Below are 18,101 nucleotides of genomic sequence, written 5' to 3'. Positions count from 1 at the left end.
CTTGGGCTCTGACATGAAAAAACAGCCAAAAGGCAATGCCCGGCCCCAAAAATAGCTCAGCCGCGCCAAAAAAATCTCCAGCTAGCCTTGACAACAAGGTCAAAGTAACCAAATTTTGTTCTGATCGGGGCTCTTGAAAGTAATTTTCAGGGTAGAACCTATAATATATACGCTTGAATGGAAATATCAAATAATCTAATTTTTTTAAAAAGCGCTTTAACCTTTGAAAACCCTTTCATCTCCATTGAAGAGACGGTCAAATGGTTAACATTACAAAAAGAAAAGATTAATCTGTCTACAGAAAAGATAGCTTTTGAAGATTTAGAACTGTGGCACTTTGATCAAGAGAAGCATAACCTAAGGCACCAAAGTGGCAAATTCTTCACTATTGAAGGAATCAATGTAACCACTAATTGGGGTGGAGTACCTAGTTGGGATCAACCGATTATAAATCAGCCTGAGATCGGTTTTTTAGGTTTCATTACGAAAGAGTTTAATGGCGTTCTATATTTCTTGATACAAGCAAAGATAGAGCCCGGTAATATAAATTATGTCCAGCTCTCTCCTACTCTTCAGGCTACGAAAAGTAATTATACCAGAGTACATAAAGGAAGGACCCCTGACTATCTTGAATATTTCTTAAATATAACACCCAAGCAGAAGCTACTAGACCAGTTACAGTCCGAGCAGGGGGCCCGCTTTTTACGTAAAAGGAATAGAAATATTATTATCAAAGTTGACGAAGAGATAGAAGTAAAGGACAATTATATCTGGTTAACATTAGCCCAAATTAAAGCCCTTATGAACTATGATAATCTTGTCAATATGGATACCCGTACAGTCATTTCAGGTATCCAGTATGGAGAGATTAATGAAGGAATAGTGGATCTTCTCACCTTTTTAGGTGATACGCAGCTTAAAACATTCCAAAGTAGTCTTTTAAAATCTTTTCTTAATGCTAATATCGCTAAACATTCCATAGATGAAATTATCAATTTCATTACGTTGCAAAAGAGTCATTATGAATTAGAAGTAGTCAATAAGCCACTCCAAAACCTCGACAACTGGGTAATCGAAAAGGATCAAATTCGACATGTAGACAATAAGTACTTTAAAGTTATACCTGTCAAAGTGTCGATTGGTAATAGAGAAGTTATTAATTGGACCCAGCCAATGATAGAACCTGCTCAAGAAGGCTTGTGCGCTTTTATTGGTAAAATGATTGGAGGAGTACTCCATTTCATCGTTCAGGCTAAGTTGGAATGCGGTAATTTCGATACGATTGAATTGGCTCCCACTGTTCAGTGCTTAACCGGCAATTATAGACAGACAAAAGAAGAAGCTTTACCTTTCTTGCATTATGTGCTTAATGCTCCAGAAGAAAAGGTTGTGTTTGATACACTACAGTCAGAGGAAGGCGGTCGATTCTATAAAGAGCAAAATAGAAATATGATTGTAATCGCAGGTGATGAAATGAACGAGGCTCTGCCTTCGAACTATATTTGGATGACCCTCAATCAACTACAAACATTTCTGAAATTCAACAACTTCCTAAATATTCAAGCCAGGAGTCTTCTTGCAGCAATACAATTTGCTTAGATCAATGAAATCACTAAATATCGGAATTCTAGGTACTGCTGATATAGCTAAGAGAGCGATCCTCCCGAATATCAAGGATCTACCAAGTTATTATATAATTACAGCAATTGCTAGCCGGACCATGAGTAAGGCTCAGGAACTGGCTGACGTATATGATGCAAAAGCTTTTCCTTCTTACGAAGAAATGATTAACGCTAACTGCTGTGATGCAATATATTTACCATTGCCCAATTCGCTGCACTATGAATACGTAATGAAATGCTTAGAGGCAGGAATTCACGTACTAGTCGAGAAACCCTTGGCTTGCTCAAATAGAGAAGTGATAGTCATATGCCAAAAAGCAAAAGAAAAAGGAATTGTTGTAGTAGAAAACTTTCAGTTTAGGTTCCACCAGCAATTAGCGACCATACAAGATATGGTTACATCCGGAGAAATAGGAGAAATACGTTCTTTTCGAAGTACTTTCTGCTTTCCACCTTTTCCAAATACTAAAACCAATATCCGTTATCAATCTGAACTGGGCGGCGGCGCTCTATTAGATGCGGGAGCCTACCCCATAAAGATTGCGCAGATGTTCATCCCTCAGCCGCTGAGTGTAAAAGCGGCCTCATTGTGGATTGATCCTGAATTAGGAGTCGATATTTGGGGGGGGGGGGTTCTAGAAAGTGAATCAAGCTCGCATTTTGCTCAAATTGCCTTTGGATTTGATAATTTTTATCAGTGCAATATTGAAATTTTGGGGTCTAAAGGGAAGCTCTATACTAATCGAATCTTCACTGCAAAGCCTAGTTATAAACCTACTGTTTTACTAGAAAAACGAACAGGACAAAAGCAAATTGAATTAGAACCTGATAATCCGTATAGAAACATGTTGCTATATTTCTATGAACTTGTTGTGAATAGAGATCCTCGGCAATTAGAAATCGAATATCAGGCCAATATAATGCAAAGTAAGCTTTTAACTGAATTTAAAAACCTAGCAAATGAACAACAATAATAAACCCATATATGTGACTAAGCCGTCTCTTGCCCCTTTGCAAGATTATATGGTATTGCTACAAGAAGTTTGGGAAAGTGGCATTTTGACTCATAACGGTCCTAAAGTCCAATTGTTGGAACAGCAGTTAAAAAAGGTGCTAGGGATTGATCATCTATATGTAGTTTCCAATGGGACTATTGCTATTCAAATGGCCATCAAAGCCTTAGGCATAAAGGGAGAAATCATTACGTCCCCTTTCACTTGGGTAGCAACACTAAGTGCCATACAATGGGAAGGATGTACACCCGTATTTGCAGAAATCGAGCCCGATACTTTAAACATGGATCCAAATACCATAGAGGCACAAATCAATGAGAATACAGTAGCTATTATGCCCGTTCACGTATTTGGCAACCCTTGTGATGTAGAAGCAATCCAAGAGATTGCAGGAAAGTATCAACTTAAGGTAATCTATGATGCCGCGCATGCTATCGGCTCTACCTATGAAGGGAAGAGTGTACTGAATTGGGGGGACATTTCAGCGACTAGCCTCCACGCAACCAAATTACTTAACACTGCAGAAGGCGGAGCTTGTATTACACAACATGCTCATTTGGCGAAACTGTTAGAACAAATCCGTTTTTTCGGACATGATGACAATAAGGAAATTGTTCGAGAAGGGTTCAACGGTAAGTTGACCGAAGTAAATGCGGCATTGGGTCTTGCCAATTTAAAATACCATCAGGAAGTATTAGATGATCGAAAAACTAAGTACCGCTTCTATAAAGAGGCACTTATGGAGTTAGATTTTTTGACTTTCCAGACCATAAAGATCGGAGAAACAAACTACTCCTATTTTCCAATTATCTTTGCTTCTGAGACCTTGCTCTTAGAAGCGTTGAAAAAACTGAATGCTGAAAATATCTTCCCAAGAAGATATTTTTACCCTGCGGTGAATACTTTTAATAATATCGTCCCCTACGCTGAACGTGAAATTTCTGAGGATATCTCTAAAAGGATTATCTGTTTGCCATTGTACAAGGATTTAGAGCTAAAAGATATGGAACGTATTATTGATATCATAAAGCAATTTTCATGAAAGTATTGGTAATCATTGACAATATTATCCAATATGAAAGGGTAAAGCACGTTTTTAAAAAGACCAACCTGTCTGATGTAAGTACTGATTTTTACCACAGTCCTATAAAAAGTAAAATTTGGGAACACCCAGACTTTCTTGATCAAGATAAAATGCTTGATGTTAAAAATGACGCTGATTCTATCATCGAAAACTATGACTTAGTTATTTCTATTCATTGTTTTCAATTTTTTCCAGCTAAATTAGTGAATAGTGTACGTTGCATAAATATCCACCCAGGTTACAATCCTATAAATCGTGGGTGGTATCCACAAGTATTTGCTATAATAGATGACTTACCAATTGGAGCCACTATCCATGAAATGGACGAAAAGTTAGATAACGGTCCTATAATAGCTCGTGCATTTGTAGATAAATATAAGTGGGATACCTCCTTTACTATTTACAATCGCGTTTTAGATAAAGAGATTGAATTATTTCAAGAGTATTTTGAGGCAATTATAATGGGCACTTATGAACCTACGCCCCCAGAAGATACAGGAAATATCTACAGAAAGCGTGATTTCGAGGCATTATGCGAAATTGACTTGAATCAAAAAGGAGATTTCAATCAGTTTTTTGATAGACTACGAGCTTTATCTCATGGAGATTATAAGAACGCTTTCTTTTATGATGAAGAGACAGGAAAAAAAGTTTATTTCAAATTATCGATTGAGATTGAGTAGTGTTACGATTTGTTCCTATTGATTTGCCTGTATTTCTTACTTATTATTCCTAGTTTCAGTAATTTTAGATTTTGTGAATCTGCACCTCATTAGTGATAAAAAATTTTTAGCCGGAGCGGTTGCTTTATTTGAAAGATATTACCCAGACAATAATATCTATATTCTTCAAATATCGAGGCAAGAAACTAGCAGCGTACAAGGGAACAACATTTACTTGATTCCGTATCATACCAAGAAGGGGATAAACATTATGAAAAAAATGTTTGCAGAGTATCCTATTAAAAATCTTTTCATTCATTATTTGAACGCAGGAAAGGCAGCCACCGCTCTTAAGCTTAAACGAGATTTCCCTCTTCGAACTTTTTGGATTTTTTATGGTGCTGATTTGTACAGCATATTGGCGGAAAAATTCAATTATCAATTACACGATTACTCAATAAATAACTCCTCTAAGCAGCGAAGTCTTAGTAAAATTATTAATAATATTAAGCGCTCATTGATCCTCGGTGCTGATCCAGATAAGTTAGTCGAGCAATTTATCGCCCAGCTTGACCACTTTTGCTTTTGGAATGAATTCGATTATAAACTATTAATTAACCATTTTGATACAAAAGCAACTTTCAAGCGATTTGTATATTATGAGCTCATTAAGCGTTCGGACTCATTCCAAAAAGCAGCTATTGAGGTAGCGGACTCTTATGTATTGGTCAATCATGCTGCTAGTAGAAATGGTAATCACAAAACCATTTTAAGCCGCCTGTATGAAATTAGTCACGATGGAAGAATCTTATGTCCATTAAGCTACGGTGATGATAGTATCAGATTAGCGATCCAAGATTTTGGGATCCAATTATTTGGCGATCAATTCATCCCACTTTTAGCATTCCTACCTAGGAATCTATACTACAAGGAACTTGACAAAGTTAGTGTGGCCTTATTTGGACATAGAAAGCAAGAAGCTGCCGGAAATATATTCTACCTTTTATCTAAAGGAGTTAAAATATTTCTACGAGAAGACAATAATATGATGCTTTGGTTAAAAAAGAGGGGGTTTCATGTTTTCTCTTTTGAAAAAGATTTGAATAGTAAAGCCGACTTAACTGGCTTGTCTCCTGAAAAAGCACGAGAAAACTTTGAGCTTATATCAAGTGAATTTTCTGTTGCTAAAGAAAAAAAAGATATGATGCTTCTTCTGGATTATAAAGCAGAGGAAGAATCGGCTTAAGGCAATCATATATTAAGTTGTTAATATAATGCCATTGAACATATTAATTGTTTGCCGTTCATTTTATCCCGTAAAATCAGCTCGCTCGCTTCGCGCAACAGAGCTTGCCTTGGAACTTAAACAAAAAGGGCATGAAGTCACGGTCTTAACCCCCTTCCGTGATGGACAGGAAGAATGGCAACGGCAGCATGCCATACAGCTAGTCGATTTGGGTCAACAAAAGTGGTCAGAAATTGAGTTAAAAGGAGGACGTATCCAGATGCTATTCCGAAAAATATTGAAGAGGTTAGCGTCTATGTTATTTGATTATCCATCGGTAGAGCTTGTTTTTAAAATAAATAGAGCGCTCGCCAAGCAAAAAGGCTACGAGGTACTTATTTCGATTGCAGTACCATACGCCATTCACTGGGGAGTTGCAAGCCGATGGAGCACTAAAAAGCCCAATGAAAATCCAGCTAAAATATGGATTGCTGATTGTGGAGACCCTTACTATGGGAGACAAAATGATTCCTTTCGAATATTGCCGCACTTTGCAATAGTTGAAAAGTGGTTTATGCGTAAGGCTGATGTAATAAGCATACCGATCGAAGGTGCACGCAACCGCTATTTTACTGAATTTCATGAAAAAATCCAAGTGATTCCACATGGGTTTCGCTTCCCCGAAAGAACACAGCTTCCCACTAAGAAGGATACTGATATAACTTGCCCCTATTTTATTTATTCTGGTGATATGGGAACAGTTCTACATCAGTCAAGAGCGCTTTTTAAAGCGCTTAGGGCTATTCCTGATGACTTTCGATTTAGGATATATACACAGAATATAGATTTTGTAAAGCAGGAGGCTAACGATCTAATACAAGCAGGTAAGATTGAACTTTTTACTTATATTGACCGAATGGAGTTATTAGAGGAGCTTGCCAAAGTAGACTTTTTGGTAGCATTCAAACCGAAACATCTAAGTCAAGTTCCTTCAAAGCTTATCGATTACAGTTATATCGGGAAACCAATATTATATTTCGGAATCGATGGAAATGTGAGAGATATATACCATTTTATATCAGGAGATTATAGCGAACAATTAAATAAATTGGATATAGAGCCCTTTAAAATCCATAATGTTGTCAATCAGTTTCTTAAAGTATTTGATGAGACGATCAAAAAGTAATATTATTAACTATTGGCTACTTTTTCTAATTTGGCCGTTTGGAAGCCTAATAGCAGCTTTCAACTCATGTGATTATCGAAAAATTAAGGTTTTCTTATGGGCGTTTAGTGTATTCTATGGCTTATCATTTACAATTGAGGAAGGTTCCTCATCTGACATTCTTAGGCATTTCAGAATATTCTCTCGATGGTATGAGATAGGAACATTTAATTGGCAGGAAATATCTGACTTTCATGAGTTAACATCTCGACCAGATTACTACAAAAGTATTCTGTTTTACTTGCTTTCTAGAGTAGGCAACAGCTTAAAACTACTAGGTTTCGGTATTTACTTTTTATTTGGATATTTTTACGCTGACAACTTTACAAGAGTTTACAAAAGATATCGGGAAAATAAGTCCAAAATCATTCTTCCGTTTCTATTGCTACTCTCTATTCTGTTTTTACCCAGCTTGGAAGAAGCCACTGGATTACGTTTTGCGACTGCAACTGTATTTTTTTTGAATATTTTTTTAAGATTTTTAGAAAATTCAAATTGGAAAATATTGCTGTTGTTATTAATTGCTCCAATGATTCATTTTACCTATTGGTTTTTTATCCCTCTGATAATTTTATTTTTCCTTACACGTAGATTTTTAAATGTATGGTTTGTCTTCTACTTATTAACATTAATCACCCCAAATGGTCTTATTGATAATAATAGTGCATCGAATATTATCGCAAGTTTATCTGTTGCAGAAGAAGTTTCTTCAGCGACAGATAACTATTTAACGGATGATGTATATAATCGTCAATTTGGCGGAAGCGCGAGTAAATCTTGGCATGCTAGATACTATTTTTATTGGTTTCAAATTTTAGTTAAATCGTTAATTGCTATTCTAGCTTATCATAGAATCTTTAGAAGAACTTCAAATACTGCGCAAATAGATCTTCTGCTGTCATTCACACTTGTTTCTTTCAGTTTTATAAACCTTGTTGATCATTTACCAAGTGCAGGCAGGTTCAGTTTTATACCATATTTCCTCGGTATATTTTACATAATTATTAAATTTAATTTACTATCTATACACAAATGGTTTAGGGAGTTACAACCTATTGCTTACTTTATAGTAAGTCTTTTTATTATTGTATCCTTCAGAACCCTATTTTATTTTGCAAGTATATCTACATTTTTCTCTAATCCCATTTTTCTGATGTTTTTAGGAGGAGATGAGATAACCATAAATTATGTTTTAAAGTCTATCTTTTAAGCCTTTTTCATTCCAAATATTTAGAACTATTACATGAAACAATTGCTGAAAATACTAGCCCTAAACACTTTGGGATGGCGAACAAAGCGTAAAATAGTTATCTTGGAGAGCGATGATTGGGGTAGCGTCCGTACACCTAGTATTAAGTCTCTTGAGGCATTGCATAAGCGAAACGTAAACATTAAGCAATGCACCTATATGATGTATGATTCCATCGCTCAACATGAAGATTTAGCATTTCTTTTTGAAGTCCTTAGTAAAGCAAAAGGTTTTTACAATCACGCTTGTCTGACTGCCAATTGTTTGGTGGCAAATCCTGATTTTGCAGCCATTGCAGCTTCGGATTACAGCCATTACAGCTATCAACTATTACCCAAAACTCTAGAACAGTATTCCAACAGGAATTCATTATTGGATATGTGGTTTGAAGGCAAAAATAAAAATGTCTTTTTCATGCAGTCACATGGAAGAGAACATGTCAATACTACCAGATGGCTGAAAGCGCTACAGAGTGGTGATGAAATAACACGATTGGCTTTTGATTATGGAATGTTCGGCGTCAGTGGACATGTTATTTCACAACGTAGGGAAAGTTTCCTTTCTGCATTTGATGGAGCCAACGATGCTTCCTCTTCTATAATAGCAGATGGTTTGAACATCTTTGAAAAGCTTTTCGGTTATCGTTCTGCTTCATTCATTGCTCCAAATTATGTTTGGGGGCATGAAGTTGAAGAAGCTTCAGCCCGAGAAGGAGTGCAATTCATTCAGGGAGGTTTTATTCAGTTTTTTCCTTCATTGGAGGCGGAGAAAAAGCAAACAAAGCGTAGATTTTTAGGCCATAGGAATCCATATAAACAATACGCGCTTGTACGAAATGTACACTTCGAGCCTAGCTCAAATCCTAATATTGACTGGGTCGATAAGAGCTTGGCAGAGGTAAAAGCTGCTTTCGCTTTGAGAAAACCGGCAATTATATCGACTCACAGAGTTAATTATATAGGTAGATTAGACACCAGGAACCGCGATCAGAATTTAAAGCTACTTAACACTTTACTATCAAATATCATAAAAAAATGGCCGTCAGTGGAGTTTATGACTTCTCCTCAACTTGGTCAATTAATGGCTAGCAAGTAATAAAGTGAAAGTACTAATTTTAGGGGATTTATATTTAGGAGATGCATTCAAAGTGTCTAATTCTTCTTTGGAGGTTCAGCTAGAACCTGTTAAGGCACTAACAGCTAAAGCTGATTTGTCTATCGTAAATCTCGAAGCTCCGCTTACTACTCATGATGAGCCGATCTCTAAAACGGGACCTGTATTGAAGAATCATCCTAATACTGCTGTATGGATGAAAAATAGTGGCTTTGATATAGTGACTTTAGCCAATAATCATATTTTGGATTTTGGGGAAAAGGGTATCAGAGATACTTTTCAAGTCCTTGATCAATCTGATATCGCTTACGTTGGTGCAGGAGCGACCTTCTCGTTAGCGGAAAGACCAAAGTATATCCAAAGGAATGGATTAAAACTAGCTGTAATAAACATAGCTGAAAATGAGTGGTCTACCACTCATGGTAATGTACATGGTGCAAACCCCGTAGATCCTGTATCTAACTACAATGTCATAAAGGCGGCTAAGAGTCAAGCTGATTTTGTATTAGTAATCCATCATGGAGGACATGAGATGTATTCCTATCCTAGCCCTCGATTGAAAAGATTACTTAGGTTTTATGTAGATACAGGAGCTAGTGCTGTGATTAACCATCATCCACATTGCATTAGTGGTTATGAAGTGTATCAGGATGCTCCTATTTTTTATTCAATAGGAAATTTCTTATTCCCAAGTCTAAGCACCAATAATTCTATTTGGCATGAAGGAATGGGTGTTTATCTTACTTTTAATAAAAGGGGTAAGGTTTCTTTCGAGTTCTTCTTATTTAATCAGTTCATAGACAATCTCATCTTTGAAGTACTTGTGGAAGATTTGAGTAACGCAAGATTGAAAGCGCTTAGTGAACAAAATGAGGTTATTCAAAACGATAGATTACTTCAAGTTTTTTTTGAGCAATGGGTCAAAAAACATACTAAACAGTATAGTGCTTACTTAGAACCTCACCCTAACCGTTACTTACAAGCTTTACAAAATAGAAAATGGATACCAAGTTTGTGGTCAGCGCGAAAAAAGAAATTATTGCTTAATTTGATCCGTTGTGAATCACATAGAGACATATTAATAGCTTTACTATCTAAACAAAAAGAAAAAAACTAATACCTTAATAGCCTTTAAACTTTTATGGAAAGTAAAAGGTTAGACGCGCAGCGCACTCTCTGCACGCCACGTGCATACGCAGAGCTCCGAAAGCAAACCCGCGGGTTGTGCAGACCACAACCAATAATAAAAATTTGGCGCGGTATCTCTTGCTCCCAGTACAGCTTTAGGCTAGAGAGTAAGGCCAATCATTTGATGCCGCCGATGGAATGTTAGACCACGCTGCGCACTGGGCTTACCCAAGCATTATACTACTTCTCAAGCTCAGTGTGGACGGATGATTGCGCTTTGCTTTGAATGGTCCTTTTAGATGGGCTCCTTTCTAGGAAGTTGGAGCTTCTGGATGAAGCTAAAGCTTATGGGGTCAAAGTAACTTTGGCGAAGTATGATGTGTATCCTGCAACGTACTATTACTGGAAAAATCAGTATCAAGCTGATGGTGCTGATGGCTTAGACCATAGCGTAGCTAGAGGGTCTACCCTGAAATTGAAGCCACATCAAGAATGTAGAGGGCTAGAAGTATTAAAAAGGGCATGAAAACCCGGAAAAAGCCAAAAAAGACCTATTTTCCGGGTCGAATTTTGTTTTGCGTCCACAAGATAACCCAATTTTGTTTTGCAGTTACATTTTTTCCGCCCCAATTTGGGGTACAGCCATGACTCAGCGCACCCACCTTGGGCAGCTGCACAGCAGGCTGCCAATAGCCGAATTGGCAGCATTGCTGCCGGAGTCCGAAAATAGCACAGGGGCTAAGCCCTGGTTTGACAACTACGGCAAGGTCGCCTTGCAATTCCTAAAAGCCTATGAAGGCTGCAGCGATGCTAAGCTGCTGGAACATATCAATACAGACTGGTCGATGCAGTTATTTTGTGGTATCCGCTTGGGCAAGAGCGAATGGATCAAAGACAAAGACATTATCTGGAAAGCCCGCAGCTTCGTGGCTAAACACCTCGCCATAGAACAGGCCCAGCCTATACTGGGCAGGCATTGGAAGCCCTGGATGGGCAACCTGAGCCGTGGTATGTGCGACGCGACTTGTTATGAGTCCTATATCCGCTACCCAACAGACGTAAAACTGCTGTGGCAGAGCGCTGAATGGCTGCATGAGCGCATTGCGCTGATATCGAAGGAACTGGGGCAGCCCCGCCCGCGCAGCAAGTACAACGAACAGCGCAAAAAGCAAATGGCTTATTCGCGCCGTCGGCGCAAGCCCTATGAGCTGGAGCGCCGTAGGCGGAGGCAGCTCCTGCACTTGTGCGCTAAACTGCTGGGCCAACTAGCTTTGCTCTTTGAGCAGTACCGTGCGGCGGGCCAGCGGGAGCTGTGCGATGAGGCTGTCATGGAGCGCTACGGCACAATTGCTCAGGTCTATGCCCAGCAGCAGTGGCACTATGACAACCCTGGCGAGCCTGTACCTGAGCGGATCGTAAGCCTGCACAAGCCTTACATCCGCCCGATCGTGCGGGGCAAGGAGAACAGCCGCACAGAGTTCGGTGCCAAGGTAAACACCTGGCAGGCTGGCGGGCTGAACTTCATAGAGCACTTCAGCTTCGAAGCTTTCCACGAAAGGGTGAGGCTCAAAGAAGCCATTGCCTTCCACCGCAAGCACTTTGGGCAGCTGGACAAACTGGCCGCAGACGCGATATACGCCACGAACGACAACCGCTCGTACTGCTCGGATGAAGGCATTCGCACAAACTTCAAGCCTAAAAGCCGCCGTACATCGGATGCACAGATGCGCAAGGAAGAAGACCAGCAGCCGGCGCAGTTTGGCAAAGCGCGGTCAACAGAACTGGAAGGGAGCTATGGCAATGACAAAAACCACTACGGCTTGCGGAAGATCAAAGCCCGCAATGAGCATACCGAAATAACATGGATCTTCTTTGGGATGATGACGGCTAATGCGATGAAAGTGGCAAGGCGCAAGCATAAAAAGCTCAGCCGCAGCAGGAAGGCCCGCGCTGCTTAGGGCAACAGTATGATTAAGCCAAGGGCGGACAAGACATCTTGCATTCTAAGGAAGTAGCCTGAGGATGCCCTTAACCTCTTGGGCTCTGACATGAAAAAACAGCCAAAAGGCAATGCCCGGCCCCAAAAATAGCTCAGCCGCGCCAAAAAAATCTCCAGCTAGCCTTGACAACAAGGTCAAAGTAACCAAATTTTGTTCTGATCGGGGCTCCCGAAAGTAATTTTCAAGGTAGACCCTATTTTATATATAATGAAATGATTGCCAAATTAGTGCTCCAAACATACTCGTATGTTTGGTCTGTATCTACCATACGACGTAACATAACAGTTTTTTTTATCAACCAAACCCGCACACACAAGCGCGCGCGGTCTGGATTCAACTTTACTAAAATCTAATAGTGACTGAACTTTTTAATTATTCCAATCACCTAGGATTTTCCAATCCTTTCTATTTCCAAAAAGAAGGAAAAACACTCTCTATCAATCGTTCTTTTGAAAATATAGTAGAGACATTTGAACAACCATTAACAATAGACCCATTAGCTATTATTGAAATTCTCAATAAGAATTTCATGTTAGGGGATCGAACCATCTTTAAACAAATAAGAAGGACACCATGGATGGCTTTCCCTAATGCTAACTTTACAGGTTGGAACTTCCACAATATTCCTACACATAGAGAGTTGCAAATGGACGAAATTGATATTGCTGCTCGTCTATTTGAACTTCTCTGCGAGGAGATTAAAAGTTTTACTGAGGGTAAAATCCACATAGGTTTACTATTGAGTGGTGGTATGGATAGTCGAATAGTAGCAGGGATTCTAGATTTCCTAATAAAAAAAGGAATCATTAATGTTCAGTCTGTCACAGGATATACTTGGGGGAATCATTGCTCCAGAGACGTGATATATGCGAAACAGATAGCAAAAACACTGGGTTGGAATTGGAAGCATTTTTTGGTTACACCAAATGATATGTGGAACAATCTCATATTAGCAGGTCACCGCGGCTGCGAATATTCGGGGATACACCTACATGCAATTCCACAAATCGCCGAAATAGCTTCTAGTGAGATAGATATACTTCTAGCAGGGAGTTATGGTGATAGTGTCGGGCGGGCTGAGTACTCAGGTCGCCATATGAGCCGTCTTTTACCGCTTACAAATAGAATAAGAAACTTTGGCTTTCTATTCAATCCTCAATGCTTTAAAGCATATAAAGGTCTCTGGCAGCAAGATATTCACCAATATCACCGCCTTTTTCCAAGACCATCACTACAATCTCAACTTGAGTTAGATTATGAGTTACATTATATGAGAAGAATGTTAAATCCGTGCATGGAGTTAATTAATGAAAATACACCTGTCCGACAGGCATTTACATCTCCAAAAGTGTTTGGATTTATGTGGTCGTTATCTCCTCATTTGCGAAATGATAATATTTATACACATCTTCTAAATCATTTTGCTACGGATTTGAGTGAATTTAACTGGGCAAGAACAGGTCTTCCGTATGGCAGTGAAGATGGAAAGCCTGATCAGTACACTAAAAATCATCACGATTATAAAACAATTATCCAAAAAGATTTGTTTCCACAAATTGTTGACAGATTGAAGCAGTTGCCAGAAATTGGAAAAGATATCTTTGATGAAGGTGCTGTTCGACAGTTAGTAAGTGGTATACGTAGACTTCCAAATCAAAATAACGATTATTTAGAGAGACTGACATGGTTAGTTTCTTTTTCGTTCTTCAGTGAAAAATATATGGATCTGATTGATACTTCTACTATCGCTTCAAAGCAATTTTCTTCCTCAGGAATAAAAACAGCAATCGAGTATACATTAATAAATCTTTATCGAAAATTACGGTTAAAATAATACTGCCGTCCATTTAACAATCGATGAAAAACAAGACAACCAATTGGAAACATGACATTTTCATTGCAAAGAATTCTTTATTTAGGAACGCAGCGATGAAAGAATATAAAATTGCGCTAAAGAATGAGCACCTTAGATTAGATGAACTGCTACATCTTAATCGCTGCAAACGAATTGCACTGATTAAGTTCGCAGCCGAAAACATCCCATTTTACAAAGAGTATTACAGAAATATTACATTCAAATCCCAATATTTTGACTCTCCATCATTTTGGGAAGATATCCCTATCCTAGAAAAGCATCATATCAAAAGTCACTTCAATGAATTTTTTAATCCCAAACTTGAGTCTAAGCACGTTAGAAAAGTTACTACGGGAGGAAGTACTGGAGAACCTCTCAAATTAGCCCGCGACAAGCGTTTTCCCGAAGAAGTATTACAGTGGCGAATGTTGAAACACTGGAAAATCAGCCCTGCTGAAGATAAACTAATGTTTTGGCGGCAGGTTCCAACAGATCAAAAATGCTACAAACGTGTAGTTAATCAAGCAATATGGTGGCCGACTACTCGGATTAAAGCAGATGCATCCTCTCTCGATGCTACTAAGCTTAATGAAATTTACAAAATTGCAGAGAAAAAACATCCGGGTATATTCTGGGGCTATGTGGGGGCAATAGAGCAGTTTGCTATTTTCATGGACCAGGAAAATTTGAGATTCAGTAAGCCGCCTAAATGTATATGGGTCACTGCAGCCCCTACCACTACATTCCAAAAGAATCTCTTTCAAAAAGTTTTTGACTCTCCTGTATTAGACCAATATGCTTGTAGCGAAATACACTGGGTAGCATCAGGTGTACCCGCTAGTGATAATCTCATACTAGATTATGATTACAGGCATATGGAGATCGTTAATCGAGATGGTTCTAGCATTCATTCCGCAAATCAACAAGGGGATATTATATTAACGGATCTTCATAATTATGCATTCCCGCTGATTAGATATCGAGTGGGAGATCGCACTGCTTTTGCAGAAGACCATTTAAGTCAAGCTCCTTTTTTCCCAATGATACATCCCGTAAAAGGAAGGATTTCCGATTTTATTAAGACTTCGTCCGGTATTATCCTAACAGGAGAGTATCTAACTACTATATTTGATGATTACACTGATCTAATCAGACAATTTCAAATTTCCCAAGAAGATATTAGCACCATCAATATTTTTATTGTGCCTAAACAGGGAGCTGTGTTGACCAATGTAAAAAAAACAGTAAGAGATATATTAAAAACAAAAACAAAAGGACAGTTAGATATTATTTTTCATGAAGTTGAATCTATAGGTCATGATAGAGGTAAAATTAGGTTCATCATTAATAAACTTAAATCATGAAATTAATGATTATTACCCCCTCCCTAAAAGGAGGAGGGCTAGAACGAGTAGTATCAAGTCTATCTAACTATTTAGCAAGTCAGCTAAACATTCAGGTAAGCTTACTCTGTTTAAGTAGTATGCCGTCTTTTTATACGATTGATGCAGCTGTTAAGTTAATTCAATGTCCAACTAACATCAGTAAACTCAGTAAATTTTTTCGGATCCATCCTCTAGGATTATGGTTACGAAAAAAAGTCAAAGCCGAAAATCCTAGCAGTATTATAAGTTTTGGAGAAGGGTATAATAGTTTTGTGATAATTAGTACTTTAGGGCTTTGCATTCCAATATACGTATGCAATAGAGCATCTCCATATTCTAGTCTATCAGGAGTTCGAGGTCTTATAAATCCCAAAGTATATCCTTTTGCAAATGGAGTAATCTTACAAACTAATTCAGCAAAAAAAATTCTCAGCAAAAAGTATCATAAATCAACATTTCATGTAATTGGTAATCCTGTAGCGCGAGTTATAGCAAACCACAAAAAGAAACTTTTTATTTTAAATGTAGGCAGGGTTGGTGGAAAAAAAAATCAGGATTGGCTAATCACTTATTTTCATAAACTAAAAAGTAAAGATAATTGGAAACTATACCTTGTAGGTTCTGGTCCCAATGAACAAAAATGTCAAGATTTAATTGCTAAAAAAAAACTTGAGGACAAGGTATTCATGCTAGGACAGCAAAAAGAAGTTCATCAATTTTATGAGGAAGCTGCTATTTTTGCATTTACTTCTATTTCAGAAGGTTTTCCAAATGCATTAGCAGAAGCTATGGCATATGGCTGTGCTTGTATTTGTTTTGACTGCATTGCAGGTCCATCAGACTTGATCGATAATGGAATTAATGGTTTCCTTATCCCTTTAGACGATCATCACCTATATCAAGAGAAACTCCAGCTATTAGTTGATGATCCTGAACTAAGAACGAAACTTGGAATGGCTGCTAAAGAAAAAATAAAACAATTCGAAGTGGGAAAAATTGCCCGGAAATATCTAGAAATTGCATTCCAAACATCGTGAGAATTATTATTAATTCAGCGCATCAACGATTCGGTGGAGCCATTCAGGTAGCCCTATCTTTTCTTTATGAATGCCGAGGGTTTCCTAAGAACGAGTATTATGTTTGGGTCGGACCTGGAGTTGCAAAATCGTTACAGACCAAAGATTTTTCAGCTAATTTTCACTTTTCTTTCTTTGACTTCGGCAAAATTGATTTTGGCAAAACCCAAAAAATCAATCGGATACTGCGCGAAGAAGAGCAAAAGATTAAACCGAATGCGATTATCTCTACCTCTGGTCCTACGTATTTTCATTCTCAAGCTCCGCAAATTATTGGTTTTAATCTGCCCCTATACATCTATCCTGAATCTCCATACGTCAAGGGATGGCTATTCCCCAAAAAAATAAAGATGTGTCTGAAAAAATTAGCCCATTTCTATTATTTCCGACGGGATGCATCTGCATTTGTAGTTCAAACAGATGATGTAAATGAAAGGGTAAGAAAGGTCTTAAGAACAAAAGAAGTACATACCGTCACCAATACTTACAATCATTTCTACCATAATTGGAATAGATATCCTAGGAAACTCCATCCAAAAACTCCAGATGTTTTCCGTTTTTTAACAGTCTCTTCTTGGTATCCGCACAAAAATCTAGATATAATTCCTGAAGTACAAAGAATTCTTCATGGTCAAGGAGTAAAAAATGTGGAATTTGTACTTACGCTTAAATCTGAAGACTTTATAGATAAGGTACTAAAAGGGAAAACTATTGCTGGTGTACATAATAATGGTCCTATAGCTCCTGAGGAATGTCCATCACTTTATGATGAATGTGACGCTATATTCATGCCTACCCTAGCAGAGTGCTTTTCTGCGTCATATCCTGAGGCTATGATAATGGGCAAGCCTATTATTACGACTGATTTAGGTTTTGCAAGAAGCATCTGTGGAGAGGCGGCTTTATTTTTTACCCCACAGGATCCCCGATCAGGAGCAAATTCTATCATACAATTAATCAACAATCCTCAATTAAAGTATGATTTAATTTCAAAAGGGAAACTTCAATTGAATGAATTTGATACTGCATTTGAGAGAGCTAAAAAATATTTAGCCCTCTGTGAGATGATTAGTAAAAAGCGGAGCACATAACAAAAAACGGGAAATAAGAAAGACTGCCATATCTTAAAGGTTAGTAACCAAAGAAAAACAAGACATGACAGCAAACCTCAAAGGTAGCGCTTTCGGGCAAGCTCTGTAAGAATATTTCCCGGAATTGCATGGCGCTCGGTACAAGTTCCTTGAAAAGATCATCCCTGCGATTGCCAAAGCCTCCAGTGTAGTGCTTCGGCGAATGGTCTGCGCTTTTGAAGAGCCAGCCCAGGTAGACAGCGTGGTTCGCCGAATCCAGCGTTTTCTTGCTGAGAGCCCGCTGTGTCAGAAGCAGCAAGCTCGTTTCATTGTTGTGGAGTTCCCCCAAAAAACTAGACAGGTAGCTTGATTTATAAAAACCGGCTCTTCGCCA

15 protein-coding genes are annotated in these 18,101 nt (G+C 38.3%); all 15 read left to right on the top strand.

Going from position 1 to position 18,101, the window contains the following annotated elements:
- Nucleotides 1-177: 177 nt before the first annotated feature.
- The 15 genes from ACO08I_RS28245 (at nucleotide 178) to ACO08I_RS28175 (ending at nucleotide 17,728) form a co-directional block, all read left to right on the top strand.
- The gene (locus ACO08I_RS28245; RefSeq protein ID WP_421947828.1) at nucleotides 178-1,599 is read left to right on the top strand and encodes an NDP-hexose 2,3-dehydratase family protein; all 1,422 of its coding nucleotides are present in this window, start codon (nucleotides 178-180) and stop codon (nucleotides 1,597-1,599) included.
- Between the two features lie 4 nt (nucleotides 1,600-1,603).
- Nucleotides 1,604-2,596, top strand: coding sequence for a Gfo/Idh/MocA family protein (locus ACO08I_RS28240; RefSeq protein ID WP_421947827.1), 993 nt, complete (start codon nucleotides 1,604-1,606; stop codon nucleotides 2,594-2,596).
- Complete coding sequence (locus ACO08I_RS28235; protein WP_421947826.1) at nucleotides 2,583-3,677, top strand: DegT/DnrJ/EryC1/StrS family aminotransferase; 1,095 nt, start codon at nucleotides 2,583-2,585, stop codon at nucleotides 3,675-3,677. Before ACO08I_RS28240 ends, ACO08I_RS28235 begins: the two co-directional genes overlap by 14 nt.
- Nucleotides 3,674-4,402: a dTDP-4-amino-4,6-dideoxyglucose formyltransferase gene (locus tag ACO08I_RS28230; protein WP_421947825.1), complete on the top strand. Its 729-nt coding sequence runs from the start codon at nucleotides 3,674-3,676 to the stop codon at nucleotides 4,400-4,402. Before ACO08I_RS28235 ends, ACO08I_RS28230 begins: the two co-directional genes overlap by 4 nt.
- Nucleotides 4,403-4,475: 73 nt before the next feature.
- Nucleotides 4,476-5,627, top strand: coding sequence for a hypothetical protein (locus tag ACO08I_RS28225; RefSeq protein WP_421947824.1), 1,152 nt, complete (start codon nucleotides 4,476-4,478; stop codon nucleotides 5,625-5,627).
- A gap of 28 nt (nucleotides 5,628-5,655) precedes the next feature.
- On the top strand, nucleotides 5,656-6,792 hold the full coding sequence (locus ACO08I_RS28220) for a hypothetical protein (RefSeq protein WP_421947823.1): 1,137 nt from the start codon (nucleotides 5,656-5,658) through the stop codon (nucleotides 6,790-6,792).
- Nucleotides 6,773-8,041 (top strand): hypothetical protein, encoded by a 1,269-nt coding sequence (locus ACO08I_RS28215; protein WP_421947822.1) that lies wholly within the window; start codon nucleotides 6,773-6,775, stop codon nucleotides 8,039-8,041. Before ACO08I_RS28220 ends, ACO08I_RS28215 begins: the two co-directional genes overlap by 20 nt.
- Before the next feature lie 33 nt (nucleotides 8,042-8,074).
- Nucleotides 8,075-9,175: a hypothetical protein gene (locus tag ACO08I_RS28210; protein WP_421947821.1), complete on the top strand. Its 1,101-nt coding sequence runs from the start codon at nucleotides 8,075-8,077 to the stop codon at nucleotides 9,173-9,175.
- A 4-nt stretch (nucleotides 9,176-9,179) separates the two neighbouring features.
- Nucleotides 9,180-10,310, top strand: a complete 1,131-nt coding sequence (locus ACO08I_RS28205) for a CapA family protein (RefSeq protein ID WP_421947820.1) — start codon at nucleotides 9,180-9,182, stop codon at nucleotides 10,308-10,310.
- Nucleotides 10,311-10,607: 297 nt separating this feature from the next.
- Entirely contained in the window at nucleotides 10,608-10,847 is a 240-nt protein-coding gene (locus ACO08I_RS28200; RefSeq protein ID WP_421947819.1) for a helix-turn-helix domain-containing protein, read from the top strand.
- A 118-nt stretch (nucleotides 10,848-10,965) separates the two neighbouring features.
- Nucleotides 10,966-12,279, top strand: a complete 1,314-nt coding sequence (locus ACO08I_RS28195; protein ID WP_421947818.1) for a DDE transposase — start codon at nucleotides 10,966-10,968, stop codon at nucleotides 12,277-12,279.
- Between the two features lie 397 nt (nucleotides 12,280-12,676).
- On the top strand, nucleotides 12,677-14,155 hold the full coding sequence (locus ACO08I_RS28190; protein ID WP_421947817.1) for an asparagine synthase-related protein: 1,479 nt from the start codon (nucleotides 12,677-12,679) through the stop codon (nucleotides 14,153-14,155).
- Between the two features lie 23 nt (nucleotides 14,156-14,178).
- Nucleotides 14,179-15,540, top strand: coding sequence for a hypothetical protein (locus ACO08I_RS28185; RefSeq protein ID WP_421947816.1), 1,362 nt, complete (start codon nucleotides 14,179-14,181; stop codon nucleotides 15,538-15,540).
- Nucleotides 15,537-16,598, top strand: a complete 1,062-nt coding sequence (locus ACO08I_RS28180; protein WP_421947815.1) for a glycosyltransferase — start codon at nucleotides 15,537-15,539, stop codon at nucleotides 16,596-16,598. The genes ACO08I_RS28185 and ACO08I_RS28180 overlap by 4 nt, the downstream gene beginning before the upstream one ends.
- Complete coding sequence (locus ACO08I_RS28175; RefSeq protein WP_421947814.1) at nucleotides 16,595-17,728, top strand: glycosyltransferase; 1,134 nt, start codon at nucleotides 16,595-16,597, stop codon at nucleotides 17,726-17,728. Before ACO08I_RS28180 ends, ACO08I_RS28175 begins: the two co-directional genes overlap by 4 nt.
- The last annotated feature ends 373 nt before the right edge of the window (nucleotides 17,729-18,101 follow it).

The organism is Phaeodactylibacter xiamenensis, assembly GCF_965229835.1.
GTDB lineage: Bacteria > Bacteroidota > Bacteroidia > Chitinophagales > Saprospiraceae > Phaeodactylibacter > Phaeodactylibacter xiamenensis.
This window is presented reverse-complemented; position numbering and strand designations above follow the sequence as displayed.